This is a genomic window from Desulfatibacillum aliphaticivorans DSM 15576 (assembly GCF_000429905.1).
Classification (GTDB): Bacteria; Desulfobacterota; Desulfobacteria; order Desulfobacterales; family Desulfatibacillaceae; genus Desulfatibacillum; species Desulfatibacillum aliphaticivorans.
The window spans coordinates 157,198-181,893 of sequence record NZ_KE386982.1 but is presented as its reverse complement, the minus strand read 5'-3'; the positions used below and the strand labels follow the sequence as shown (position 1 = coordinate 181,893).

The 24,696-nt window shown below is 55.5% G+C and carries 20 protein-coding genes and 1 pseudogene; 16 read left to right on the top strand and 5 right to left on the bottom strand.

What is annotated here, in order from left to right; all coding sequences use genetic code 11:
- Window positions 1-578: 578 nt before the first annotated feature.
- The 6 genes from G491_RS0126960 to G491_RS0126930 all read left to right on the top strand — a co-directional run bounded on the left by G491_RS0126960 (window position 579) and on the right by G491_RS0126930 (window position 6,556).
- A complete protein-coding gene (locus G491_RS0126960; RefSeq protein WP_028316746.1) occupies window positions 579-1,787 on the top strand; it encodes an acetate/propionate family kinase in 1,209 nt (402 codons plus the stop codon).
- Window positions 1,788-1,806: 19 nt separating this feature from the next.
- Window positions 1,807-2,940 (top strand): iron-containing alcohol dehydrogenase, encoded by a 1,134-nt coding sequence (locus G491_RS32790; RefSeq protein ID WP_035220378.1) that lies wholly within the window; start codon window positions 1,807-1,809, stop codon window positions 2,938-2,940.
- Window positions 2,941-3,175: 235 nt separating this feature from the next.
- Window positions 3,176-4,303, top strand: a complete 1,128-nt coding sequence (locus tag G491_RS0126945) for an AAA family ATPase (RefSeq protein WP_028316745.1) — start codon at window positions 3,176-3,178, stop codon at window positions 4,301-4,303.
- A gap of 1 nt (window position 4,304) precedes the next feature.
- Window positions 4,305-4,937, top strand: a complete 633-nt coding sequence (locus G491_RS0126940) for a DUF3226 domain-containing protein (RefSeq protein WP_015949689.1) — start codon at window positions 4,305-4,307, stop codon at window positions 4,935-4,937.
- A 166-nt stretch (window positions 4,938-5,103) separates the two neighbouring features.
- Window positions 5,104-5,499: a phage holin family protein gene (locus G491_RS0126935; RefSeq protein ID WP_015949688.1), complete on the top strand. Its 396-nt coding sequence runs from the start codon at window positions 5,104-5,106 to the stop codon at window positions 5,497-5,499.
- A 376-nt stretch (window positions 5,500-5,875) separates the two neighbouring features.
- Window positions 5,876-6,556 (top strand): TetR/AcrR family transcriptional regulator, encoded by a 681-nt coding sequence (locus G491_RS0126930; RefSeq protein ID WP_028316743.1) that lies wholly within the window; start codon window positions 5,876-5,878, stop codon window positions 6,554-6,556.
- A 606-nt stretch (window positions 6,557-7,162) separates the two neighbouring features.
- On the opposite strand, the gene G491_RS0126925 is transcribed toward G491_RS0126930, so the two are convergent.
- The 4 genes from G491_RS0126925 to G491_RS0126910 all read right to left on the bottom strand — a co-directional run bounded on the left by G491_RS0126925 (window position 7,163) and on the right by G491_RS0126910 (window position 11,442).
- On the bottom strand, window positions 7,163-8,209 hold the full coding sequence (locus tag G491_RS0126925; protein WP_028316742.1) for a ParM/StbA family protein: 1,047 nt from the start codon (window positions 8,207-8,209) through the stop codon (window positions 7,163-7,165).
- 157 nt (window positions 8,210-8,366) lie between these two features.
- On the bottom strand, window positions 8,367-9,452 hold the full coding sequence (locus tag G491_RS0126920; RefSeq protein WP_028316741.1) for a 4Fe-4S dicluster-binding protein: 1,086 nt from the start codon (window positions 9,450-9,452) through the stop codon (window positions 8,367-8,369).
- Window positions 9,453-9,594: 142 nt separating this feature from the next.
- Window positions 9,595-10,044 carry a C-GCAxxG-C-C family protein gene (locus G491_RS0126915; protein WP_028316740.1) on the bottom strand — a complete coding sequence of 150 codons (450 nt, stop codon included), beginning with the start codon at window positions 10,042-10,044 and terminating at the stop codon, window positions 9,595-9,597.
- 96 nt (window positions 10,045-10,140) lie between these two features.
- Entirely contained in the window at window positions 10,141-11,442 is a 1,302-nt protein-coding gene (locus G491_RS0126910; RefSeq protein ID WP_015949683.1) for a citrate synthase, read from the bottom strand.
- Window positions 11,443-11,825: 383 nt separating this feature from the next.
- On the opposite strand from G491_RS0126910, the gene G491_RS0126905 reads away from it, so the two are divergent.
- The 3 genes from G491_RS0126905 to G491_RS36200 all read left to right on the top strand — a co-directional run bounded on the left by G491_RS0126905 (window position 11,826) and on the right by G491_RS36200 (window position 14,714).
- The gene (locus G491_RS0126905) at window positions 11,826-13,322 is read left to right on the top strand and encodes a metallophosphoesterase family protein (RefSeq protein ID WP_028316739.1); all 1,497 of its coding nucleotides are present in this window, start codon (window positions 11,826-11,828) and stop codon (window positions 13,320-13,322) included.
- A gap of 394 nt (window positions 13,323-13,716) precedes the next feature.
- Window positions 13,717-14,244, top strand: a complete 528-nt coding sequence (locus G491_RS0126900; protein WP_028316738.1) for an O-acetyl-ADP-ribose deacetylase — start codon at window positions 13,717-13,719, stop codon at window positions 14,242-14,244.
- Window positions 14,245-14,516: 272 nt separating this feature from the next.
- Complete coding sequence (locus G491_RS36200; RefSeq protein ID WP_028316737.1) at window positions 14,517-14,714, top strand: hypothetical protein; 198 nt, start codon at window positions 14,517-14,519, stop codon at window positions 14,712-14,714.
- A 114-nt stretch (window positions 14,715-14,828) separates the two neighbouring features.
- On the opposite strand, the gene G491_RS0126885 is transcribed toward G491_RS36200, so the two are convergent.
- The gene (locus G491_RS0126885; RefSeq protein ID WP_015949678.1) at window positions 14,829-15,230 is read right to left on the bottom strand and encodes an iron-sulfur cluster assembly scaffold protein; all 402 of its coding nucleotides are present in this window, start codon (window positions 15,228-15,230) and stop codon (window positions 14,829-14,831) included.
- 157 nt (window positions 15,231-15,387) lie between these two features.
- Between G491_RS0126885 and G491_RS0126880 the strand changes: the two genes are divergently transcribed.
- From G491_RS0126880 to G491_RS0126845, 7 genes and pseudogenes are all read left to right on the top strand, one after another.
- Window positions 15,388-17,490, top strand: coding sequence for a DEAD/DEAH box helicase (locus G491_RS0126880; protein WP_028316735.1), 2,103 nt, complete (start codon window positions 15,388-15,390; stop codon window positions 17,488-17,490).
- Between the two features lie 652 nt (window positions 17,491-18,142).
- Window positions 18,143-18,667 (top strand): hydrogenase maturation protease, encoded by a 525-nt coding sequence (locus G491_RS32785; protein WP_015949676.1) that lies wholly within the window; start codon window positions 18,143-18,145, stop codon window positions 18,665-18,667.
- Window positions 18,664-18,807 (top strand): annotated as a pseudogene (locus G491_RS36475) (helix-turn-helix domain-containing protein); the annotation flags it as partial. The gene G491_RS32785 and the pseudogene G491_RS36475, both read left to right, overlap by 4 nt.
- A 114-nt stretch (window positions 18,808-18,921) precedes the next feature.
- Window positions 18,922-21,987 (top strand): FAD-dependent oxidoreductase, encoded by a 3,066-nt coding sequence (locus G491_RS0126860; protein ID WP_157468654.1) that lies wholly within the window; start codon window positions 18,922-18,924, stop codon window positions 21,985-21,987.
- Between the two features lie 49 nt (window positions 21,988-22,036).
- Window positions 22,037-22,465, top strand: a complete 429-nt coding sequence (locus G491_RS32780) for a hydrogenase iron-sulfur subunit (RefSeq protein ID WP_015949674.1) — start codon at window positions 22,037-22,039, stop codon at window positions 22,463-22,465.
- 131 nt (window positions 22,466-22,596) lie between these two features.
- Window positions 22,597-23,715, top strand: a complete 1,119-nt coding sequence (locus G491_RS0126850) for a Coenzyme F420 hydrogenase/dehydrogenase, beta subunit C-terminal domain (protein ID WP_028316732.1) — start codon at window positions 22,597-22,599, stop codon at window positions 23,713-23,715.
- Window positions 23,716-23,757: 42 nt separating this feature from the next.
- Complete coding sequence (locus G491_RS0126845) at window positions 23,758-24,696, top strand: NADH-quinone oxidoreductase subunit B family protein (RefSeq protein WP_028316731.1); 939 nt, start codon at window positions 23,758-23,760, stop codon at window positions 24,694-24,696.

The following is a 24,696-nucleotide window of genomic DNA, read 5'->3' as shown; positions in this document are numbered from 1 at the left end:
ATTCCTGTTCAATCCGACGAATAGGATTTTTGCCGCCTGAATGGTTTTACTACATGTCGCGTTGCGACCCCGGCAGGATACGGCTCTGCCGGGGCTACCCAAGACCGATGGCTTGGTTTCAAGCGCATCGGTTAACGATGCATTGGGCAGGCACAGGGGCCTGCCGCAACACAGTTTTGGGGAGTTTTGCAGCCCTGACGTAGTTGCGAGGTCTCCTCGCCCGAAAACAGGGCTTGCCCTGCTTTTTTTGGGGGTGGCCCGGGCAGCGTAGTTTGCTGCCCGGGTTGCGCTAGCAACACAAGGGGCGACCCGAAAGGATCGCTGAAATCGAGGATATCAGGCGGACGAGAAGTCTGGTTCGAAACCGTTTTGCCGTAGTTGCGGGGTTTCCCCGCCCGTAGTTGCGAGGTATCCTCGCAATTGGGCAGGCACAGGGGCCTGCCGCTACACGGTTCTGGGGAATATCTCAGTCCTAATGTAGCTGCGAGGTCCCCTCGCTGTAGTTGCCGGGTTTCCCGGCCCGTAGTCGCGAGGTCTCCGCGCTGAAAAAAACAAAAAAGGGATGAGAAAGAAGTAAAATGAAAATATTAGTCATCAATTCAGGGAGTTCATCCCTTAAATACAAGCTGTTTGACATGACCGACTCCCGGGTGATCTGCGCAGGCTTGGCCGAACGCATCGGCGGGGACGGCGCATGCCTGACCCATACCGTGTATCCCGGGACCGACGCGCAAGAAAAAAACCGGTTTAAAGAGCCTTTTGATACGCACACCAAAGCCATCGACAAAGTGGCCGCTCTTTTGATGGAAGGGGACCAACCTTTGGTCAGCTCTCCGCAGGATCTGGCGGCCATTGGCCATCGGGTGGCCCAGGGCGGCGAGACCTTCAAGGAAAACTGCGTAGTGGATCAAAGCGTTATCGACGGCATTCGCGAGAACATCGTCCTGGCGCCTTTGCATAACCCGGCGAACCTGGCAGGCATCGAAGCCGCCATGGAGCGCTTCCCCTCCGTGCCATCCGTGGCCGTGTTCGACACTCAGTTTTCCAAGGATCTGCCCGATTACGCCTACCGCTACGCCGTGCCCCAATCCTTTTATGCGGATTACAAGGTGAGGCGCTACGGCTTCCACGGCACGTCCCACCGGTTCGTCACCCGGCAGTTGGCCGACCTTATCGGCAAGCCCATGGAGGCCATGAACAACATCGTGTGCCATCTGGGCAACGGGAGTTCCATGACTGCCGTCAAGGGCGGCGTCTGCCGGGAAACCTCCATGGGCATGACCCCCACGGCCGGTCTGATCATGGGCACCCGGTGCGGCGACATTGACCCCGCCCTGCCCTGCTATCTTTCGGATTGCACGGGCAGATCCGTGAAGGAAATCCAATCCATTTTGGATCGGGAAAGCGGGCTTTCCGGAATTTGCGGCATGAACGACATGCGCGACATCCATAAGGCCATAGAAAACGGCGATGACGACGCCAGGCTGGCCCTGGACATGCTCTGCTACAGCATCAAAAAGTACATCGGCTCGTATTACGCCGTGCTGGGCAGGCTGGACGCCATCGCCTTCACCGCCGGCATCGGGGAGAACGACTTTGCCGTCCGCGAAAAAAGTCTGGAAGGCCTGGAGCCCATGGGCATTGTGCTGGATCGCGAAGCCAACGCAGCTTTGAAAGGCAAAACCGGCCGGATCAGCGCGCCTGACAGCCCGGTCCAGGTTTGGGTGGTTCCCACGAACGAAGAGCTGGAAATCGCCAACGCATGCAAAGCGCTGGCGGAGAAATAGATTTAAAAAGGTCCGAGATTTGAGAATTCATAACGAACAGACCAAAATCGTCTACGATACAAGCATCGTGGATTTCCTCCGGGAGCTGAGCCCCAAGCGGGTCTGCCTGACCAGCGATCCTTTTATGATCAAGCTGGGAGCGTTGGCGCCCGTGGAGGCTTATCTTAAGGAGCAAGGCGTCCCCTACAAGATTTTCTCCGACGTCAAGCCCAACCCGGACGATTCGCTGGTGCAGGAGGGTCTGGTCCATATTTTCAACGCAAAGCCGGACCTGATCGTGGCCATCGGCGGAGGCTCGGCCATCGACCTGGCAAAAGCCATCATGTACTTTTGCCTGGAGATCAAAAAACAATTCATTTCAGGCGAGCACCTGAAAAAGCCCTATTTCGCGGCTGTCCCGACCACCAGCGGCACGGGGTCGGAGGTCACCAATTACACGGTGATCACAGACGCGGAAACCGGCGCCAAAAGGGTTATCCAGTCCAACTTGATGCAGCCGGACGCGGCTGTGCTGGACGTCTCTCTCACCCTGACGGCTCCGGCTAATGTAACGGCTGACAGCGGATTCGACGCCCTGACCCATACCATGGAAGCCTATACGTCCTTACTCGCGACCCCTTTCAGCGACGCCTACGCCCTCAAGGCATTTGAGCTGATATTTGCAAACCTGGTCCAGGCTTTTGAATCCGCTGACAGCCGCTGCGCCAAAGAAAACATGCAGATCGCCGCGTCCCTCGCGGGCTTGGCTTTCAATCACTCAGGCCTGGGGATCAATCACAGCATCGCCCACAGCCTGGGCGCCATTTTTCATATTCCCCATGGCAGGGCCAACGCTCTGGTCCTGCCATCGGTCATGGCCTTCAACCTGAAAAACCAAGGCGTAACCCGCCGTTACGCCGACCTCGCCGGAATGCTGGGCCTTGGGTTTGACGATCCCCAACGTTCAGCCGCCGCTCTTATTGCGGCCGTCGAGGCTTTTAAAGTGCGCCTGGGTCTCCCTTCCTGCCTCCAGGACCTGGGCGTTGCACGCGAACAGGTTGAACAAGCCATGCCCCGAATCGTGGAAGACGCCTTTAACGACTACTGCACCCCTTCTCATCCTTTTACCGTTACCCGGGATGATGTCGCGGCAATCGTTAGGGAGCTCATCTAAGCGATTCGCACAAAGCCCCCTCCGTCCCCTGGGGGCGCCATGCCCAGCCCGGCCGGGGCGATGCCGCCATACATCGCCTCGGCCGGACCATCTTTTGGTTCAGCAATCCCAACAATCTCCAATACAAATTCATTGAAAAATCAGTGCGGTAAAAACATACGGATTGCCATTTTCCTTTTCACTATGGTATGGCTGAAGGCATATAATTCTACATCCACTCCAAAGGAGCACTGGCATGAAGCCTAAGATAGAAAATCTGTATGTAAAAAATTTTCGTGCATTTAAGGATATCTCCATTGAAGGTATTGGAAGAGTAAATCTAATAACAGGAAAAAATAATACAGGAAAATCATCTCTTATTGAGGCTATCCGGCTTCTTTCTTCTGATGCAACTATATCAGTTATTTCAAACATTCTTGATTTGCGCGAAGTTATTGCCAGAGGAAGGGGGCCACAAGACAACTCTTCAAACTTTCAAGATGAATTTCTATTAGGAAGTTTATTCCGTGGTTTCCCGGCGTTCTCAGACAATATCTTGCCAATTGAGATAAAATCGGATGGTTTGCAAGCCAACCTAATGCTGTCAATAAGAGCAGCCTGGTTCTCAGAAGAGCAAGTACAGGATGGAATCAACAAATGGGTTCCTGTCCAGGGACATTTGTTTGATGAAGGTAATGACGTTATACCTGGCGTGGAGATCATCACCTCTAGTGGCAAACGTTTCCTCACTTTACAAAGAATACAACAAAGCCTATACCGTCCGATAATTCGTCCGGTGGTATTGGACGACATGCCTTTTCCTTGTATTTATGTAAGTCCATATGGTGGGGAGAAAACATCGACGCTTGGTCCCCTTTGGGACAAAATTGCTCTTTCCGACCTTGAAAAAGACATTGTTTCCGCTCTTCAAATTGTGGACAAACGGATTAAGGCTGTTTCCATGATTGGCGGAGAGGGAAGACAAAGCCAAAGAAAAGCGATTGTTCGTGTAGACGGCCTTATATCTCCGGTTCCGTTGCGTTCGTTCGGCGACGGTTTGAACCGCCTTTTTGGAATCGTGCTGTCATTGGTCAACGCCCGGGGAGGCATGCTGCTGATCGATGAGTTTGAGAATGGAATGCACTACAGCGTGCAAGAGGATGTATGGCGTGCCATTTTTAAATTATCCACGCAGCTTGATGTGCAGGTAATTGCAACTTCCCATAGTTGGGATGCGATAAAAGCATTCCAGAAGGTCGCCAATGAAGATCCCGAAGAAGGAGTCTTGATTAAACTGTCCCGAAAAGGCGACGAGATTATACCAACCATTTTTAATGAAAACGAATTGCTTATAGCCACCCAAAACCAAATTGAGGTGCGATAAAATGCCGTCAAAAAAGACTCTTTGGGTTGAAGGCGTCGATGATGAACATGTTATCAAGCACCTCTGCGGAACAAAAAATGGACCAAAGTTAGACCGAATCAAGCAACATTGCGGTATAGACGCACTACAAGAACTATTGCCTGTTGAACTGAAAGCATGCGACGAGGGAGATATAGTAGCAGTCATTGTTGATGCCGACACGGATATAGGCGCTCGATGGCAAGCAATTCGAAACCGGCTTGATTTGGCGGGGTACGATAACTTACCCGCCCTTCCGGATCCTCAAGGAACTATTTTGGACCCTCCTGATGACAAATTGCTTCCAAGAATAGGCCTGTGGATTATGCCCAATAACCAAATCGACGGAATCCTGGAAGATTTCCTGGCTTTTCTCATTCCGCCGGACTCGCAGCTATATGAACACGTAATAAAAAGCATAGAGGGCATTCCTGACGAGGAACAAAGGTTCTCTGCAATAAGAGAACCCAAGGCAAGAATCCATACATGGCTTGCATGGCAGGAGGAGCCAGGGTATCCCTATGGAAAAGCAATAACAGCGAAATTTCTGGAACCCGGCGTTAAGGAAGCCGACGAACTGATTGACTGGTTGAATAGAGTTTTTACCCCTGAATGAATATTCTGATTCCAACAACACCAACGGCCCCTCCTGAAAAAATTGATCAATCAAACCTTGGCGTGGGATCGCCTTGCCATTGTGGTTTGACCTTTTGGCTTAAAGCATTATCTTTAGAAGGTATGAAGGCAATGCAACCCAAGCGCTTTGGAAGGAGATAAAACCCATGCAGGGATTGGCGATTCGCTGGCTTGTTCTGACTATTTCCATCATCATGGTGTCCTACTTGTTGGACGGCATTCACGTGAGCGGATTTTTTTCCGCCTTTTTTGCGGCCGCGGTTCTTTCGGCCCTGAACGCATTTTTCCGCCCTATTCTGCTTATACTCACCCTGCCCATCAACGTGCTCAGCTTGGGCCTGTTTACCCTGGTCATCAACGCGGCCATGCTCAAAATGGCCCAGGGCGTGATCCCCGGGTTTGAAGTGGTGGGATTCTGGACCTCGGTGTTCGGTGCCTTGCTCATCAGCATTGCAAGCTGGGCCATGAATTCGCTAATCAGCGGCCAGGGAAACGTGCGGGTGATCCGCATGGATAATCGGAGAGGGAAATTCTGGGATTAAGGACCGCTCCGATCCATCCGGAAAGTGCGGTCTGAATAGGCGCAGAAGCGCAAAGACGGTGGGTCCCCGCTTGCGGACGATCCAAAAAACGGATCGCCCTTGCGGGGATGACGGTCTTATTGGGCGCAAATGCTCCACAAGGAATTTTAAAACATCCCGTAAACAATCCATTGATCCAAAGCGACGCCGACAAAGGTTTTCCAATAAACTAAGTGTGCTCCGCACCCTGGCAGGATACTGCTCTGCCAGGGCCACCCATGAAAAAAAACTCCCTCGGCAGTTTACTATGGCCGCCGTCTGCTCTGATTAAAAGCAACCCGGTGTAATTGTCCGCCCTTGGATTGACAAATATTTCCTCCGGGGATAGAAAGTCGCCATGAAGATTTCCATCCCCGGTAAAAATAAAAAATGCAGCAAAGACCGCTGGCGCGGCGAGGGATCCAAAGGGGCCGCCACCCGCAAGATGATCATTGCGGCGGGCCGCCGCGTGTTCCGCTCCCATCCTTATCATACGGCCAGCTTTCGGATGATCGCTCAGGAGGGGGGATTCAGCTTCACCCTCATCAATCATTATTTCACCAAAGCCGAGTTATTCGAGTCCGTGGTGGAAGAGGTCATGGAAGAGCTTCTGGCCGCCTCCAAAACCTGGATGGAAGGCCTGGACGCCATGCCCGCGGAAAAAGGCCTGTCCCTGTTTCTGGACCGGGTCCTGGCCTACCTGTTCGACAACCCCGATCCCGTGCTGCTGCTCATGCAAAACGTGGCCGAAGGAGACAAGGACGGCGAAATTCCGGGATTCGACCGGTTTTCCGCCTATGTGTCGGAAGCCAAGGACATGATCATCCAGGTGGCGCCCGGCGAGTACGATTCCGACCGGGCCGTGTGGTGGGTCTACAGCATGATCAATTTGATGATCGTGTATATTGGCGCGTCTTCCTATCACGCCAAGGTTCTGGGCGTGGCGCCCCGCAGCCCGGAGTATAAAAACTGGATCAAGCAAAGCCTCATGTATTTGTTTCTGCCCCGCCTGGAAAGAAGCGTTAAATCAAAAAAGTAAAGACATTGGAGCTTTCATAGCAAGAACACGTCTTGAAACCTTTAGATTTCAAATAGTCCCATATGCATTCCCACGCTGGAGCATGGGAACGAGGAAAATCCTGGATCTTCATTGCCTTTCATTGAAGGTCCAAAGGAAGATTGCAGAACGACGCTGGATTCCCGCTAAAAGCATGCGGGAATGACGGTTGTGTAGCGCGCCGGAATAAACGGGCGCGGCAAGCAGCGCCCCTACGCGCGGAGACCGCGCAACTACAGCGAGGAGACCTCGCAACTACAGCGAGGAGACCTCGCAACTACGGCGCGGGGACCGCGCGACTACATAAGGGCGGTTTCGGGCATGGCTTTTCGGCCGCAAATCATTCCCAAATCCTAATGTCGCCAATGGCCGCCCTTATTGGCCTGACGGCCCCCGGCATTGCATGCCGCGGCTGGCCGGGTGATAGAACTGCATAGGTTGAATGTGGTTTGCAGACGCCCAAAAGCGGCAGGGCAAGCCCTGATACTACATGGCTTGGGCCGCCCCCAAAAACTCCAATAAAAACGCCCGGGCTGATTGCCGCGGGCGTTTTGGATTTGCTTAGGAATTTTTTTCGAAGAGCGGGGTCTACTCCGCGCTTTCCTCCCGGACTACAGGGGGCTCGTCCTTTTCCCATAAATGCCGGGCGAACTTGAGGTAGCCCTGGACGTTGTTCAAACGCGCGTCCACGTCGTTGGGGATTCCCACCACGTTGCCGGCGATCAAAGGCTGAAGGTGCTTGGCCAGCTCCATGCCGCCGCCGCCCGTAAGAACCACGGTGTCCATGTCCCAATCGTCGGCCCAGATTTGATTGATCTCGTCCGCGATCTCGCCGGCCGCCTGAGCGTAGACGTGATCCCGAATCTCGGCCAACTCCAGCTCCTGCCCGCGAATGCGAATGCTTCCCTTGGAAACGGGATCGTACAGGCGGTAAAGCTCCAGGCTGACGTCCACCTGCTTGCGGAGTTTGTTGGCGATGGTGCGGAAGATGTCGGAGATGCCCGTGTCGATGGTCCGGCTTCCCCGGGTGATGAACTGGAGTTTGTCAAAAATGATGAAGTCCGTGGTTTTGAATCCCACGTCCACCACGCCCACCTTTTTGCCGGCAAGGTCCCTGTCCGTAATCCGGCCGCGTTCGTCCATGAGGAGGTTGAGCACGCTGCCCATGGGCTGGGGAATCATACGCACCCGGTTGATGTTGATGCGCCGGGTCACCACGGAGCCGTCCGCCTTATGATAATTGACCGTATGATGGCCCAGGATGGCTTTGACGAAAGCCTCCTTGTATTCGGTGAAATATCCCACGGGCAGGCCGGAAACCACGTTCATGGGCGCGTATTTTTCGGAGAAAATGCCGGCCGCGGTCAGGGCCAGAACCTTGGCGAACTCCTGAACCAGCAGGTCCTGATCCAGGGTGGATTGACGCACGCCGGACTGGCGTTCCGCGAAATCGCCCACAAAAAAGGTTTGTTCGTCCACGGTCACATGCAGGTTTTCCGTAAAGGAGGAATTGGCAAGATTGGCCCGAAAGGGGATTTCGGCGGCCTCCCCCAGCAGGGATTTAAACATAAGGAATTCCTTGCCGTTGGTTGCTTTTGTAAACCCAAAACCTATATCAATGCCGAGAACGTCCATCTTTCCCTCCCTGGAGAATTAGTTAACCGGTTGCACCTTGTTAAAGCCCGAACGAAATGTCAGTTTAACGCCGGAAGAATATCCGGTGCAGGAAGGGGCCTGCACCGGGCATAAGCAATATTTTCCTGGTCTTACTATGGACCGGCTAAAAAATCCACTATTTATAGGCGGAAAAATCCACTCCCCGGGCCTTTGCCCTGGCCTCGAACCAGGCGTCTTCGTTGGCCGGAGGAATTTCGCATTCCTCTTCGGGCTTGCGAATCAGGGAAATGGCTTCGGACGGACAGGTGGACACGCAAAGGCCGCAGCCGATGCAGGCTTCGGGCTTGACCCGATAGGCGTCGTCGCCCTCTTCAATGGCCCGCACCTGGCAGCGTTCGTCCGCGCATACGCCGCACGCCACGCATTCGTCCGGGTCGATCACGGCGACAAAGTGGGAGTTGACCACCTTGCCGGCGGGAATGCCCATGTCGTTGATGCTTCTTAAGACGCCGCAGCAGCAGCCGCAGCAATTGCAGATGAAGAAATGCCCGTCCTGCATGTTCCATGAAAGATGCACCAGGCCGCTTTCTTCGGTCTTGACCAAAAGCTCCTTGGCTTCGTCCTTGGTGATGGGGCGGCCCCAATGGTATCCATCGAATACGCCGGGCACCGGAGCAATGGCCATGCAGACTTCCGTGAGCTTTTTGCAGGGGTTGTCCAGCATGTCCATTTCCTTTTTGCAGATGCATTCGGAAACGGCGAAGGATTGGCCTTTTTCTATGATGCTGGAAATCTGCTGGTAATGCAGGGAAATATGATCGGCGTGGATGTCCTTTTCCACGGGCGCCACGTGCATGAGCGGAGGCCCGGTTTCGAAAAACTGCTTGCCGAAGTGGGGTTCGTAGGCATGGCAAAGCTCCACGAACTCCCGGTCCATGCGGTCGATCTGGAACTCGAAAATGCCGAAGACCCAGGGCAGCATCTTGAATACGCGCACCTCGCCGAAGTCGATGCCCATGACCTGACCGTGTTTCCACATGGCGGTCAGTTTTTCGTCCAGGCCTTCCACCGGGCGGCCGGTGCGTTCGGCGATTTGCTCGGGACTTTCGAATTTCAGGCGCAGGTCGCAAAAAAGATCGGCTTCGTCCGGCTCGAAGATTTTTTTCAGGATTTTGATTTCCAAGCCGTCTTCCGCGGCGGGAAAGCCGTTGGGAAGGGTGTCCAATACTTTGGCCAGTTTTTTGTATACGTCGTCGCTCATCCGGGATCTCCCCTGTTTTTTTATGATGTAGATAAAAGATAAATCAGGAAGGTTTGTCAAACAGCCCCTTCAGGGGCCGATTTCCCCCTGATGGGAGCATAAGTGACGACATACTATCGGTCAAGAAAAAAGCAAGCGCTTGCTATTTTCCCTCGGCCAGCATGGCTTCCGCAATTTCCGCAGCCAGGGCCACGTAACGCGGACATTTGTCATGAAAGATATTTTCCTCCCGGGCTTTTTCCAGCATGCCGGGCTGGCTCAAGTCCAGGCCCAAAAGGTCCCGGCATATGATGGAGCCGCAGGATTCCGTAAAACGGGCGATAAACTGGTCCGCCTTGTCATAAGCTCTTTCCCTGGCGACTTTATCATTGGGAGCCTGATTGCCGAATTGCATGCCCAGGGCCATGAGCGCCCCGGCGACGGCGCCGCACACGTTGCCGGTCCGGCTGACGCCTCCGCCGAAGGCCGAGGCGATGCGCGCCGCGGTTTCCTTGTCCAGGCCCAGGGTTTCGGATTGCATAATGAGCACGCCCTGGGCGCAGTTGAAGCCGTTGTCGAAAAACTCCATGGCTTGTTTTTCCCAATCGGTCATGATGATTCCTTTCCCTCAAACAACAAAGGGGAACGGCGCAGGCCGTTCCCCTGAGTTAAATCCGTCATGGTCGGTTTGACCGCCCATACGCATCCCTTAGAGCATGGTTTTGGTGCGCGCTTCAATGGGCGTGTAGTCCCTGACATTGTTGCCGATGTATATCTGGCGGGGCCTGGACAGCTTCCAGCGGGGGCTGTCAAAGCATTCCTTCCACTGGGCGATCCAGCCGGGCAGCCTGCCGATGGCGAACATAACCGTGAACATCTCCGTGGGAATGCCCATGGCCCGCATGACGATGCCGGAGTAAAAATCCACGTTGGGGTACAGGTTGTGGTCGATGAAGTAAGGATCCTTCAAGGCCACCTCCTCCAGTTCCCTGGCGATGTCCAGCAGGGGGTCGCTCTTGTCCAGCTTGGCCTGAACCGTGTCGGCCATCTTCTTGATGATTTTCGCTCTGGGATCGTAGGTCTTGTACACGCTGTGGCCGAATCCCATGAGGCGGAAGTTGTCGTTTTTATCCCTGGCCCGCGCCACAAAGGGCTTTACGTCGCCGCCCGCTGCGTGGATTTCCTCCATCATGCGGATAACGGCCTGGTTGGCGCCGCCGTGGAGGCGTCCCCACAGGGCGGAGATGCCTGCGGAAATGGAGGCGTACAGGTTGACTCGCGCGCTGCCCACCAGGCGAACGGCCGAGGTGCTGCAGTTTTGCTCATGGTCTCCGTGGAGAATCCAAAGCACGTTCAGGGCGCGAATAAAATCCGGGTCCAGGTTATAAGGCTTGACGGGGGAGTCAAACATCATGTTCAGGAAGTTTGCGCAATAGCACAGATCCGGCTTAGGATAGACCACCTTGTGGCCCAGGGAAATCTTGTAGGACATGGCTGCCATGGTCCTGACCTTGGAAATCAGCCGGGTGACGATAATATCCAGTTCCTCGGTCTCGGACAAGCCTTCCAACTGAGGATAGAAAAAGCGCAGGGCGTTCACCATGGCGGAAAGAATTCCCATGGGATGGGCGCCGCGCGGAAAATTCTCAAAAAACGTCCGCATGTCTTCATGGACCATGGAATGGTCGTTAAGCAGCACGGAAAAACGGGTCAGTTCCTTTTGTTCGGGCAGCCGGCCGTTAATCAGCAGGTATGCGGTTTCCACAAAGGTGGATTTTTCTGCAAGTTGCTCTACGGGAATGCCGCGGTAGCGTAGCACGCCATTTTCGCCGTCCATAAAGGTGATGGCGCTTTTGCAGCTTCCGGTATTATTGAAGCCGGGGTCGTAAGTGATCAGGCCGGTGCGCTTGCGCAGCGATTGAATATCGATGGCCCTTTCGCCTTCCGTCCCCACGATGACAGGCAACTCGAACGTCTCATCTCCTATTGTGATTTTTGCCATTTCTTCCATGATTGTCTCCTTTTCTGAAACAACACCCCGGACGATGGAGCCTGGACAAGGCCCATGCCGAGGTGTAAACATTCTCCCCCCGAATTATTCGGTACATTCGTACAGAGGAATCTTATACAGAAACCAAGGAGAATAGTCAAATAGACAAATTCGATGAAGATTCATCCTTATATATAGATAATATAAAATTCATAAATTGAAAATTTAAATAATAAGAAATAAAGGGCAATCCGCTCCCGCCCATTGACTTGAAGTTCGCAGCCGTATAATATGCCTGTCACTTCCGGCATAAAATGTTTTTTTTAAGATATTAATTTCAGCAGACGCGGGGAAAGTCCGTCGACCCGCTCCGTCGTCCGCCCTTTTTTGAAAGGAGAAACGCCATGCGTCTGGCCATCATTTCGGACACTCATTTTGGAGATCCCGCGTGCGGTCTGGTGAGCGAGGGAGTTTTAAACGGGAAGCGCTTCGCCGATTTTAAGGAAGCGGCGCTGAAAGGAGAGGAGCCGCTGGACTTTCTGGTTTTAGTGGGGGACGTTTTTGACTTCGCCATCGCCTCGTATGAGGAAGCCTATGACAACGCCAAGGTGTTTTTCCAGGCGGTGAACGGACAAATAAAGGGGAAAGAAAAGCAGCCGCCCATGGCCCGGCAAATCATTTACGTTCCCGGCAACCACGACGGCGATTTCGCCCATCTGGTGGATTACGAAGTGAACGTGATCAAAAAAATCCGCAAGTGCGAGCCTCCTTTATCCCTGGACCGCTCCATGCCGGGGGTTCTGGACGACAGGCCCGATGCGCCCCAAAAAATGCAAGCGATTCGGGCCAAAGAAGCCGAGGTGCAGGATTCACAGCAAACATTCTCTGACGGACGGCCCATAAAGCTGCATTCCTTTTTCTGGCCTAAAAAGAAGCCCTTATGGTTTCACGATGAAAAAGCGCGTATGGAAAATGCGGCGAAAACAGGCGAGCTTAAAGATATGCGGGACGGCATTTTTTTGGACAGGCTGTTTTGCGACTCGGACAACGACTCCCCCCCTGAAGCCCCCAAGGTGTGGGTGTGCTATCCCAACCTTTATTTAGTCATCCCCGAAAATAAAAAAGAGGGGAAGGAGGAGGAATGCGTGCTCATCACCCACGGCCATTATTTTGAAACATTCTGGGCCTTGGGCGGCCAGGTGGGCCTGGATCTGGTCAAGGATGATTTGAGGGAAGACGATGAAAGCAAGCCGCCCGTATATTCTGACAAGGTCTATGAAACTTTTTTGGGCCAGGCTGACAGCGCGGGCATGAACTTTCCTTTAAACCAGCTTTCATGCACGGGCATAGGCCAGGCGGCCCCTCTGACTAAGGTGGTCCGTGACGTGCAAAAGGACGTCAAAAGGAACGAGCCCGCACGCCTTGACAAGTATATTTCCCGCTTGCCCGCCTCTTTGACCAAAAGGTTCGACCTGGGATTCGCCGTAAGCGCCGCTCTAAAATTAATGGTCGCCGCTATTCGCCCCATAGCTAGAAAGGCCGTGAAAAATTTCCAGGATTCCCGAGGGAACAGTCAATTCCTCAACGACAAGCTCAATCAGGTCCGGGTGGGAAGCTATTACCTCTCCTGTCTCCAGGAGATCAAGACCATCAATAATCAATTTTATGATGATGATAAAAAAAGCAGAATCCAAGCGCCCAAAAGAATGATCTGGGGCCACACCCACGAGCCCACAGGCTGGAAGGACGGCGATGGCCTGCCCTTTCCCAAGCCCATCCAGGGAAGGCGCCTGATAACCCACAACTGCGGCGGCTGGCTGGAAGATGATAAACAGATTACTCCGGCCGAGGTCTTTCACTATTCCACGGATAAGGGGTTTTGCTCTACCAGGGTGAAATAGTCTTGGCAGGCTGCTTTATCTGGCTGATTTTGTTGGGTTTCACACTAAGGCGGACGCCCTTTAATGCGCCTGCCAAGATGCATTTTTTTAGGAGCTCAAGACGCATTTCAAAAGCTCTATCCGACCTACATCTTTTCCAGTAAAACTAGTAGGTTGGATAGAGCCTGCAAAATCTTTCCCAGGGCGGCCGCTTGCTTTGCGCCGGGGTGATGCTGAAGTCAAAAACATAGGCGCGAAACCCAACAAAGAACTTTCCGGTCCCTATCCCCTCTTCTCTCCTTACAGAAAATCATCCCCACCCCCCAAATGTTGACATGACCGGTCCGGATTCGTATTATTCCTGCTCCGGCCCTTTAGGATTTTAGATAACGCGCCGATTATACAGGAGGCGGTCATGGAAGCAACGATTTTGGACAGGATAAGCGCCGTAACCGGAGACATCACCAAACTGAACGTGGACGCCATCGTGAACGCAGCCAACCGCAGCCTTTTGGGCGGCGGCGGCGTGGACGGCGCCATTCACCGGGCGGCCGGCCCCCAATTGCTGGAGGAATGCCGCACCTTAAACGGGTGTGAAACCGGGGAGGCCAAAATCACCAAAGGCTACAACCTCCCGGCCAAGCACGTGATTCACACCGTGGGTCCGGTGTATTCCCGGGAAAGCAATCCGGCCGAACTCCTGGCCAATTGCTATAAAAGCAGCCTGGCCCTGGCCCGGGACAACCATTTGCGGTCCATCGCCTTTCCGGCCATAAGCTGCGGGGTCTACGGCTACCCCCTGGAAGAGGCCTGCAAGGTCGCCGTGGATACGGTCTGCGAATTTCTGAAAGATTCTTTGCTGCCGGAAAAAGCGGTTTTCGTTCTGTTCGGGGAACGGGATTTGCAGGTGTATGAAAACTATCTGGCCGCTCTGAGGGAATGATTATGTTTGAGAATCATTCCTAAAAACTTGACAGAACGGCCATCAGGCATCATTTTTGTGTAAACACCCGGATTTTTCCGGACTGTCCGTCAGGCTGGTTTCCCGGGTTAATTCCAACCAACGGGCTTTGGCCCAAAAAGGAGACATTTTAAATGTTAGAATGCACTCAAGCAGCAGCAGACAAGATCAAAGAGTACTTTGAGTCGCAGCCCAAAGTGGTTCCGGTTCGGGTGTTTTTGAACCAAGGCGGGTGAGCTGGGCCGTCCCTGGCATTGGCTCTGGATGAGTCAAGAGAAAATGATGAAAGCTATGAAGTCGACGGTTTGACCTTTGTGGTGGACAAGGCCTTTTTGGCCCAAGCCTCCCCCATCAAGATCGACTACTCCATGTTGGGTTTTGAAATCAATTCCGCCTACGAACTTCCCAAGGGCGGAGACTGCGGCGGATGCAGCGGCGGAACCTGCGGCTGATTTTGCGGCTCCCTGGACAGTCAACTTAGACTTTCCATGCAATATCATAAAAGGCGAAAGAAAGCGGTTTGCGTTTTCTTTCGCCTTTTTCTTTGGCGAAAAGCGGGGACTACTTTATCCGATGCCGATTTTCGTCTTCAGGTCCGCCAGGGTCTTGTACAGGGCGCCTACGGCAAGCTCCGCGCAATGGTAATGATCCTCCGGGAGGCCGCCCAGGTATTCGGCCACGGCGTCGTCGGTGACGTCCCAGGCTTCCTCAACGGGCTTTTCCGCGATCATCTCCACAATGGCGTTGGCGCAGGCCAGGGTGTGCATGCAGCCTTCCAGGGCGAAGCGCACTTCCACAATGCGCTTGTGCATGACGGATATGAAAAAATGGACGGTGTCCCCGCATTGCCCGGTCTGGCCGCCTCTGGCGTCGTAGCGGTCCGGGATGCCTGCGTGGTTGTAGTCGGATGCCAGTTCCAGGAACTTGTCCGAATATTTGTCGAAAATGGATTGGGGTTCTTCTGTCATAATGATATATCTCCTGCCGATTCATTCAGTCGCGGTTAGATGAAGCCAATCATCCAACAAGCGGTTGACCCTTACTATATTTTGCACTAAACCGCAAGATGATCAAGGACTTCTGATCAAGGACTTCAATGGGGCGCAGCAGCCCGAACAAGGAAATATGGCGTATAAAAAAAAGCAAGTTTATCCAAGGCGCGGCAGGCCGTACAAGGGCCGGGGCCGAGAACCGGTCAGGCAAACGCTGAAACCCGAAGCGGACGGAAGGCTGAATAAGGTTTTCTCCAAAATCGGCGTACCCAAAAAAGGCGAGTTCAAGCCCGACCCCTTTCAGGTGGAAGCCGTGGAAACCGTCAAGGAATTCGACTGCCTTGTGACCGCTCCCACGGGCTCGGGCAAGACCTGGATCGCCGTGGAAGCCATATCCCACGTCCTCAAACAGGGGGGCCGGTCCTGGTACGCCTCCCCTCTCAAGGCCCTTTCCAATTCGAAATTCATCGAGTTCAGCGACATATTCGGACCGGAAAACGTGGGCATTCTCACGGGAGACCGCAAGGAAAACACGGACGCCCCCATTATTGTGGGCACCACGGAAATCCTCCGCAACCAGCTTTACGACTGCATGCACATGGGCCATGACCTGTCTTCGGACTTTGTGGTTTTGGACGAAGCCCATTATCTGGGCGACGAGCAGCGGGGCGTGGTGTGGGAGGAGACTATCATCTACCTGCCCGTGCGCGTGCCCTTGCTGCTTTTATCCGCCACCATCGGCAACGCGGACCAGATCGCCGCCTGGCTCACCAGCATCCGGGACCGGGAGTGCAAGGTGGTGTCCGAAACCAAACGCCCCGTGCCGCTATTCTCCCTGTTTTTGCATCCCTCGGGCAGGCTCATGCCCTTTCTGGCGACCCCCAAAAGCAAATCCATGGACAAAAAGGTCAGGGACTCCATGAGCGGCAGGCGGCCCCCCAAAATGCCCCTGGAAAAAGGGCTTCCGCCCATGGGAGAAATCCTGAAGGTGCTGAGCAAATACGATCTTTTGCCCGCTATCTTTTTTTTGAAATCCCGCAAGGATTGCGACATCGCCCTGACCTTGTGCGACAAGGTGTTGAAGGACAACCCGGCCCGGCGGCGGGAAGTGCGCAGCCGCATGCTGGAACTGGTGCACGAGCACCCGTATCTGGCCGGCCACAGGCAGCGCCGGTTTATCGAGCAGGCGGCCGTGGGGTCTCATCACAGCGGCCAGCTTCCTGCCTGGAAGCTGCTCATAGAGTCCCTCATGACCGAAGGGCTGCTGGACGCTGTCTTCGCCACCAGCACTGTGGCCGCCGGGGTGAACTTTCCGGCCCGGTCCGTGGTGTTTTTCAATTCGGACCGATTCAACGGCAAGGAGTTCGATCCCCTCACGCCCACCCAATACCATCAGATGACCGGACGCGCCGGACGCCGGGGCATGGACGCCATCGGGTTTTCCATTGCGGCGCCCGGGAAGTTCATGGACCTGGATCACGTGGCCAGGGTGAACAACGCGCCCACGGACCCGGTGGACAGCCGCATCCGCATGGATTTTTCCATGGTTTTGAACCTGCTTCTTTCCCACACGCCCGAGGACGTGCGCCGGCTTTTGCATCGCTCCTTCGCCAGTTTTCAGGCCGCGGACCGGTTCGGCGATCCCGCAATGGCCGTGGAGGTGGGCGAGGAATTGTGGGAGGATTTTATGGCTCACATGTACTTTCTGATTAAGGAAGGCTACGTGAGCGAGGAGCATGAACTCACCCAGGACGGATTGTGGGCCTCGGGCCTGCGGGTGGACCAGCCCCTGGTCATCGCCCATTGCTTTCGTTCAGGATTGTTCGAGGGCATGGAGCCCGCCCTGCTGGCCGCCATGATCGCGGTATTCGTCCAGGACAAGGACCTGGACGTATACCTGGACGACCGCGCCCTACCCAAGAAGCTGCTGAACAAGTTCACCCAGCTTGTCAGGACGGTCAGCCCCTTGTTTGCGGGATTGATCGAGGCGGGATTTGAAACCCGGCCAGTACAGTTATGGCCTGCGGCCGCGATTCACGCCTGGGCCGCGGGCAATACCTGGGAGTTCACCAAAAGCGTGGCCGGCATGAGCGATGGGGATCTGGCCATGCTGATTTTACGCACGGCGGAAAACCTGCGTCAGGTCAAAAACCTGCGCGAGGTCTTTCCCCAGGCCGCAGAGGCCGCCGCCCAGGCCATAGAAGCCATCAAGCGCCCGCCGGTTGTGGAGGAATAAACATTGTGCTTATGGGCGATTATTTGCGTTGTTGTTGCTTGCAATATTATTGATATCAAATAGTTCTGTATGCATTTGAAATCTAAAATCTTCCATGAATAACATCAATTTTTAAAGGCCTTTGATTTCAGTCGCCGCATAGGTTGATCTACGTGTGCTCGCGCACCCCGGCAGGATACTGCCCTGCCGGGGCTGCCCATGGTCTTGTTCGGCCCCTTTGCGATTTCGGCGGAAGAATCCCCCGGCCAATGCATGGAATTCTTACCGGCGGGGCTGCCGCGTTTTTACTTCATCATGAGCGGCCCGTCTCCAAGGATGCGCCCGGTGGGTTCGTTCAGGGGGCTTTGGGGAATTGGGCGCGGGGCGAAACGCCCCACAATGACATTTTCTATCACAAATCAATTTTTAATTTATTTTTTAAATAGTTATAAAAAATACCTTTAGTATGATGGGGCGAAAGCGCCCATTTTTTATTTGCCGGGGCGAAAGCGCCCATTTTTTATTTGCCGGGGCGAAACGCCCGGGCAGCCGCCCGGCTGCATGGGAGTAGGCGCGGGCGAAATTGTGCCAACATGGCATAATTTATGCTTTCCAATTTGCACAGCCTCAAGACAACTTTGCACAATTGGCACAAAGCCGGGAAATCCAAACCATGCAATACGCAGACATTCTCTCCGCAAAAACCCTGGTCCTGGGTTGCGGCAACCCCCTGTTCGGAGATGACGGGTTCGGACCTGCCGTCATAGAAGCCCTGGAAAACGCCTCCTCCCTGCCGGAAGGATGCGTGGTCCTGGACGCCGGCACTTCGGTCCGGGAAATCCTTTTTGACATCTGCGTCTCCCCAGAGGCTCCGGACCGGGTGATTGTGGTGGACGCCCATCACGAGCCCGGATGCGAACCGGGCCGCATCCGGGAGATCGGCGTGGAAGGCCTGGCCCACGAGAAACTCAGCGATTTTTCCATGCACCAGTTTCCCACCATGAATCTTTTGGCCGAGTTCGCCGACAAAACCGGAAAGGAGGTTCGGGTGTTCGTAGCGCAGACCTGCGGCATACCGGATCGCATGGCGCCGGGCATGAGTCCGGCCGTGGAGGCGGCGGTGGGCCGCATGGTACGTTTTTTGCTTAAGTTAATTCACGATCCCAAAACCCAATCAAAGGAGATGGAAGAGGAATGATCACGTTTCGTGTAGGAGATCTTGCCGGAATCCTGGGAGTGCACCGGAACACGGTGACCAACTGGATCAGGAGCCGGGCTTTGCCGGCTCAACCGGGCGTGGGCAAGAAATATCTCATAGAAGAGGAGGCCATGCGCGCCTTTCTATCCGGGAAAAACCTTCCGGAAGAGGCGGTTGAAAGCTTCTTGAACCAGGCTGTATTGACCATGAACAGGAATTTGCCTGCTCCTTCCGGGCAGGGGAAGGCTAGGGGTATGGAAAAAACAACTCCCACAGGTTCGGTCCTCGTGGTCGGGGGCGGCATCGCCGGGATCCAGGCCACGCTGGACCTGGCTGACTCGGGGTATCGGGTTCATCTGGTGGAAAAATCCGCGGGCATCGGAGGCCGGATGGCCCAGCTGGACAAAACCTTTCCCACCAACGACTGCGCCATGTGAATTATCTCGCCTAAATTGGTTGAGTGCGGTCGGCACTTAAACGTAGATCTCATGACCTTGTCCCAGGTCCTATCCGTCGCCGGAAATGCTGGAAATTACACAGTCAAGGTGCAGCGCAGCCCGCGCTATGTGGATATGGACAAATGCATCGCCTGCGGCCTGTGCGCGGAAAAATGCCCGCGCCCCGTGGCGGATGAATTCAATGAAGGCGTGAACAACCGCAAGGCCATATACATCAAATACGGCCAATCCGTCCCCCTGAAATACGCCATAGACCCCAACGCCTGCATCTACCTCACGCGGGGAAAATGCCGGGCCTGCGAAAAATTCTGTCCCACCGGCGCCATCAATTTCGAAGACAAGGCCGAAATCGTGGAATTAAAGGTGGGCGCCGTTGTGCTGGCGCCGGGATATCAGCCTTACGACCCTTCGGGAGAGGACTATTACGGCTACGACTCCATTGCGGACGTGGTCACCAGCCTGGAGTACGAACGCCTGCTGTCCGCCAGCGGCCCTTGCATGGGGCATCTCATGCGGCCTTCTGACAATCGGGAGCCCAAACGGATAGCCTGGCTCCAATGCGTGGGCTCGCGCAACACCAACCGTTGCAGCAACGGGTATTGCTCCAGCGTGTGCTGCATGTATGCGGTCAAACAGGCCCTGGTGACCGCCGAGCACACCGAAGGGGACGAGCTTTCCCAAACCATTTTCTTCATGGACCTCCGGAGCCACGGCAAGGAGTTCGAGCGCTATTACGAGGACGCCAAAGCCAAGGGCGTCCGCTTTATCAGGGCCAGGCCCCACACCATCGACCCTTTGCGCGGCGGATCGGGCGTGCGCATGCGGTATACCACCGAAGACGGCCGGCAGCTGGAGGAGGACTTTGATCTGGCCGTGCTTTCCGTGGGCATGGAGGCTTCGCAGGATAACAAAGCGCTGGCCGACATTTTCGATTTCAGCCTGGATTCCTACGGGTTCGCCAAAACCGCCGCCTCCAACCCGGTTCGGGTGAATGACGGCGTTTTCGTGGCCGGCGCTTTGCACGCTCCCAAGGCCATCCCCCATGCCGTCACGGAGGCTTCAGCAGCGGCCAACGAGGCGGCCCGCATGTTGTCGGAAGCCAAGGGCGCCCTGGCTGTGGAAAAAACCTACCCCGACGAAAGGGACGTGGCCGATGAAGAGCCGCGAGTGGGCGTCTTTGTATGCTCCTGCGGCATCAACATCGCCGGCGTCATCGATGTGAACGCCGTAGTGGAATACGCAAAAGGCCTCGACCATGTGGCGTTTGTGGAGAACAACCTGTTCACCTGCTCCGCCGACACCCAGGAGCTCATCCGGCAGAAAGCCGAAGAGATGAACCTCAACCGCATCGTGGTGGCCGCCTGCACCCCCCGCACCCATGAACCCCTTTTCCAGGAAACCCTGAAGGAAGCCGGGCTCAACGCCTACCTGGTGGAAATGGCCAATATCCGCAACCAGAACTCCTGGGTGCACCAGAAAGAGCCGGAAAAAGCCACGGAAAAAGCCAAGGATCAGGTGCGCATGGCTGTCGCCAAGGCGGTGCGCAACAAGGCGCTCACTCGCCTGAAAGTGGATGTGAACCAAAAGGCCCTGGTGATCGGCGGCGGCGTGGCCGGCATGACCTCCGCGTTGTCCCTGGCTGAGCAGGGTTTTCCCGTGGCTCTTCTGGAACGCGAGGACCGGCTGGGCGGAAACGCCCGCCATGTATCGGCCACGGACTTCGGCGATTCCGTCCCCCCCATGCTGAAAGACATGATCAAAAAGGTGGAGGGGCATCCGGACATTAGGGTGCACACCAACGCCCGCTTGAAAACGGCGGTGGGTTCGGTGGGCAATTTCGTCTCCAAGTTTGAATCCAACGGCGAAACCCGGGCCGTCACCTACGGCGCCGCCGTCATCGCCACGGGCGCCAAAGAATCGATCCCGGATGAATACGGTTTTGGGTCGGATCCCCGCATTCACACCCACCTTTCCTTTGACAAGCTGATGCAGGAAGAGGTTTCCACCGTGCAAAAGGCGGATACGGTCGCCTTTATCCAGTGCGTGGGATCGCGGGATTCCCGGCGGCCTTACTGCAGCCGCATCTGCTGCACCCATACGATGAAAGCAGCCATCAAGCTCAAGACCCTGAACAGGGCCATGCAGGTGGTGGTTTTCTATCGGGACATCCGCACTTACGGGTTGAGGGAGGAGTTGTACAGAAAGGCCAGGGAATTGGGAGTGCTTTTCGTCCGGTACAGCCCCGATGACAAACCCCAGGTAAGGACCACGCCGGAGGGCGTCATGGTTCGCGGCCTGGACCCCATCAGCCGTTTCACCCTGGAGCTTGAGGCCGATTACCTGGTCCTGGCCGCGGCTGTAGAGCCCCATGGCAATGAAGAGCTTGTGGAGCTGTACAAATGCGGCGCCAATGCGGACGGTTTCCTCAACGAGGCCCACCCCAAACTGCGTCCCGTGGATATGAGCGTGGACGGCCTTTTTGTAGCCGGGTTGTGCAACTATCCCAAGCCCATGGACGAGGCCATCTCACAGGCCCAGGCCGCGGCGGCCCGGGCGGCGGTTGTCCTTTCCCGCAAGGAAATGCTTCTGGACGCCATCAAATCCTATGTCACCGAGCATTGCGACGGTTGCGCCCTGTGCGTGGACGTGTGTCCCTACCGGGCCATCCGCTTGCAGGAAAGCACGGGGGAGGACGGCCGGATGCATCGCATGATCCAGGTTGACCCGGCCCTGTGCAAGGGCTGCGGCGTTTGCGCCGCCACCTGCCCCAAAGACGGAGTTCGGGTGCATGGGTTCACCAAGGATCAGATCAAAGCCCAGGTGGCCAGCGCCCTGGAAAGCCTGTCCGAGGGCCGGGCCTGATGCGTCCGTCCCAAACTGAAAAAAATTACTCTGAAACAGGAGATAATGCATGAAACAGGAATTTGAACCCTTTATTATCGGCTTTTTATGCAACTGGTGCGCTTACGCCGGCGGGGACCTTGCAGGGGTGTCCCGCCTGCAATATCCGGCGAACATGCGCGCCATCCGGGTGATGTGCTCGGGCATGGTTTCCCCGGACATGGTTTCCGACGCGTTGCTGCAAGGGGCGGACGGCGTCCTTGTGATGGGGTGACACCTGGGAGAATGCCATTACCTGGAAGGTAATCACATCGCAGCGTCAAGAGCCCAGGCGATTCGCATCGTCCTGGAAGACATGGACATAGAGCCGGAACGCTTCGCCCTGGAATGGGTGTCCTCCGCGGAAGCGCCCCGATTTGCCGAAGTGGTGACCCGGTTTACGGACAAGATAAAGGACCTGGGCCCCAACCCGCTCAGGCGGTACAAGGCCTCGGGATGATCCGCCCGGGCGCCTCAAACGCCCGTTGCGCAAGAACTGATTAACGCCGCCCCGGGACGCGCCCGGGCGGCATGGGCGCTGTTTTTACAAGCATCGCCAAACATGCACTCTTCCAACGCAGGAGCGCTTTTATGAAAACCTTTTTTGATCTCATCCAGGAAGTCCAGAAGCCTGGTTTATGCCACCGTTGCGGGGGTTGCGTGACTTTTTGCAACGCCTTGAACTACGGGGCGCTGGACCTGGATTCCGACGGCAAGCCCTATTACAGCAATATTGAAAAATGCATCGAATGCGGGCTGTGCCACGCCATTTGCCCGGAAATCGATGAGCTGGACGAAGAAACCAAAAGAAGATCCGCATGGAGCGAGCCCATGGGCCGCGTCATAGAAACGACCGTGGCCCGGGCCAGTTCCGAACAAACTCGAGAAAGAGCAACGGACGGCGGCGTGATCACCGCGTTGCTCATGCACCTGTTCGACCGCGGCCGCATTGACGCGGCCATCGTGGCCAGGCAGGTGGGCCCCTTTGCACGGCGTCCATTCCTGGCGTCGAGCAAAGAAGATATTTTGGACGCTGCGGGTTTTTATTTTGACACCTCCCATGGGCCCAAAAGCCTTTCCGATCATTATAAGACCTATTCCAGCATTCAAGCCTTTGATCCCCTCATAAAAAAGGGATTTGAGCGGGTGGCCCTGGTGGGCACTCCGTGCCAGATTCAGTCCGTAAGGCGCATGCAGACCATGGGGCTGATCCCTTCGAACAGCATCCGGCTTTGCCTGGGGTTGTTTTGTTCGGGAAACTTTGTGTTTACGGAAAAGGAACAGAAGTTTTTGGCTGACCTGGGGGGATTTGACTGGAACGATGTAAAGCGGATCAACATCAAGGAAAAATTCCAAATCCATCTCACCTCCGGGGAAGTCAGACAATTGGATGTGGACGCCCTGGACCCCATTCGCCGCTACGCCTGCCGATACTGCCCGGATTATTCCGCCGAATTTGCAGACATCTCCTTTGGCGGTGTGGGCGCGGAGGAAGGCTGGACCACGGTCATAAGCCGCACGCCCAACGGGCGCGCCGCCCTGGCCGACGCCATGGAAGCGGGCGCCATTGCATCCTTTAACCGGGATGAAAAGCCCGGTTACGCCAGCGATGCGCTGGAGACCGTGCATCAAAAGTCCGTCAAAAAACGGAAGAAGGCTATTGAAGAAAGAAAAAAACTGGGCGGCGTCAATGTCAAAGTCGCCATGTAATATGAACCGCGGCGTGCGCCGCACAAAAGGGAAGGATTTAACATGCCGGTAAAAGTCGCCAGTGAATGGCTAAACTCGTGTTCGGGATGCGAAATATCGGTTCTGGACATGGGAGAACGGCTTTTGGATATCTTGGCGGTCGCTGATTTCGTCCACATTCCGGCCTTGATGGACAGCAAGTATTTCGGCCAGCTCGGGGATGGAAAGCACCTGGACATCCCCCAAGCGGACGTAGGCATCATCAGCGGCGGAATTAGAAACGAGGAGCACCTGGAGGTCGCCAAGGTCATGCGCGAGCGTTGCGGGTTTATTATCGCACTGGGAACCTGCGCCACCCACGGGGGCATCCCCTCGCTCGCCAATTCATACACCCCGGAACAAATTTTCGAACGTTATTACCACACGGAAACCACGGATCCGGCGGATTGCGTACCCAACCAGGGCTTGCCCGCCCTGCTGGAATCGTGCGACGCCGTGGACCAGCACATCAAGGTGGACCTCCTGGTCCCGGGGTGCCCTCCCCATCCGGATCACATATTTTCGGCCCTGGTCGCCCTGGTCAAAGGCGAGGCTCCCGTCCTGCCGGAAAAAAGCGTGTGCGACACCTGCCCCACGAAACGGGAGGGCAAGGGAGATCTGGCCAAAAAGCTCAAGCGATTTCTGGAAGCTCCCGAATACGGAGCGCCTGACGAGCCCCTGGATCAGATGCGCTGCCTGCTCGAACAGGGTTTTTTGTGCATGGGGCCCGTTACAAGGGCCGGCTGCGGCGGCGACGGAATACTGCCCCGCTGCATTTCCGCCCGAGTCCCGTGCCGGGGATGTTACGGCCCGGTTCGTCCGGACGGCAACCAGCGTCTGGACATGCTCAACGCCCTGGCATCCAATGGAATCGATGTAACCACCTTGCCGGAAAGCGCTTCCATGCTGCGATTTTCCGGCGCTCACGGCCGCCTGCGTCCGGCGCGGCCAAAGGAGTCTTGA

Coding starts and splice junctions, on each gene's coding strand:
- G491_RS0126915 (WP_028316740.1), bottom strand. CDS start 10,044: ATGACCGATTGGGAAAAACAAGCCATGGAGTTTTTCGACAACGGCTTC.
- G491_RS32785 (WP_015949676.1), top strand. CDS start 18,143: ATGCAATACGCAGACATTCTCTCCGCAAAAACCCTGGTCCTGGGTTGC.
- G491_RS0126905 (WP_028316739.1), top strand. CDS start 11,826: ATGCGTCTGGCCATCATTTCGGACACTCATTTTGGAGATCCCGCGTGC.
- G491_RS0126935 (WP_015949688.1), top strand. CDS start 5,104: ATGCAGGGATTGGCGATTCGCTGGCTTGTTCTGACTATTTCCATCATC.
- G491_RS0126930 (WP_028316743.1), top strand. CDS start 5,876: ATGAAGATTTCCATCCCCGGTAAAAATAAAAAATGCAGCAAAGACCGC.
- G491_RS0126940 (WP_015949689.1), top strand. CDS start 4,305: ATGCCGTCAAAAAAGACTCTTTGGGTTGAAGGCGTCGATGATGAACAT.
- G491_RS0126920 (WP_028316741.1), bottom strand. CDS start 9,452: ATGAGCGACGACGTATACAAAAAACTGGCCAAAGTATTGGACACCCTT.
- G491_RS0126845 (WP_028316731.1), top strand. CDS start 23,758: ATGCCGGTAAAAGTCGCCAGTGAATGGCTAAACTCGTGTTCGGGATGC.
- G491_RS0126880 (WP_028316735.1), top strand. CDS start 15,388: ATGGCGTATAAAAAAAAGCAAGTTTATCCAAGGCGCGGCAGGCCGTAC.
- G491_RS0126960 (WP_028316746.1), top strand. CDS start 579: ATGAAAATATTAGTCATCAATTCAGGGAGTTCATCCCTTAAATACAAG.
- G491_RS0126925 (WP_028316742.1), bottom strand. CDS start 8,209: ATGGACGTTCTCGGCATTGATATAGGTTTTGGGTTTACAAAAGCAACC.
- G491_RS0126850 (WP_028316732.1), top strand. CDS start 22,597: ATGAAAACCTTTTTTGATCTCATCCAGGAAGTCCAGAAGCCTGGTTTA.
- G491_RS0126900 (WP_028316738.1), top strand. CDS start 13,717: ATGGAAGCAACGATTTTGGACAGGATAAGCGCCGTAACCGGAGACATC.
- G491_RS0126910 (WP_015949683.1), bottom strand. CDS start 11,442: ATGGAAGAAATGGCAAAAATCACAATAGGAGATGAGACGTTCGAGTTG.
- G491_RS0126885 (WP_015949678.1), bottom strand. CDS start 15,230: ATGACAGAAGAACCCCAATCCATTTTCGACAAATATTCGGACAAGTTC.
- G491_RS0126945 (WP_028316745.1), top strand. CDS start 3,176: ATGAAGCCTAAGATAGAAAATCTGTATGTAAAAAATTTTCGTGCATTT.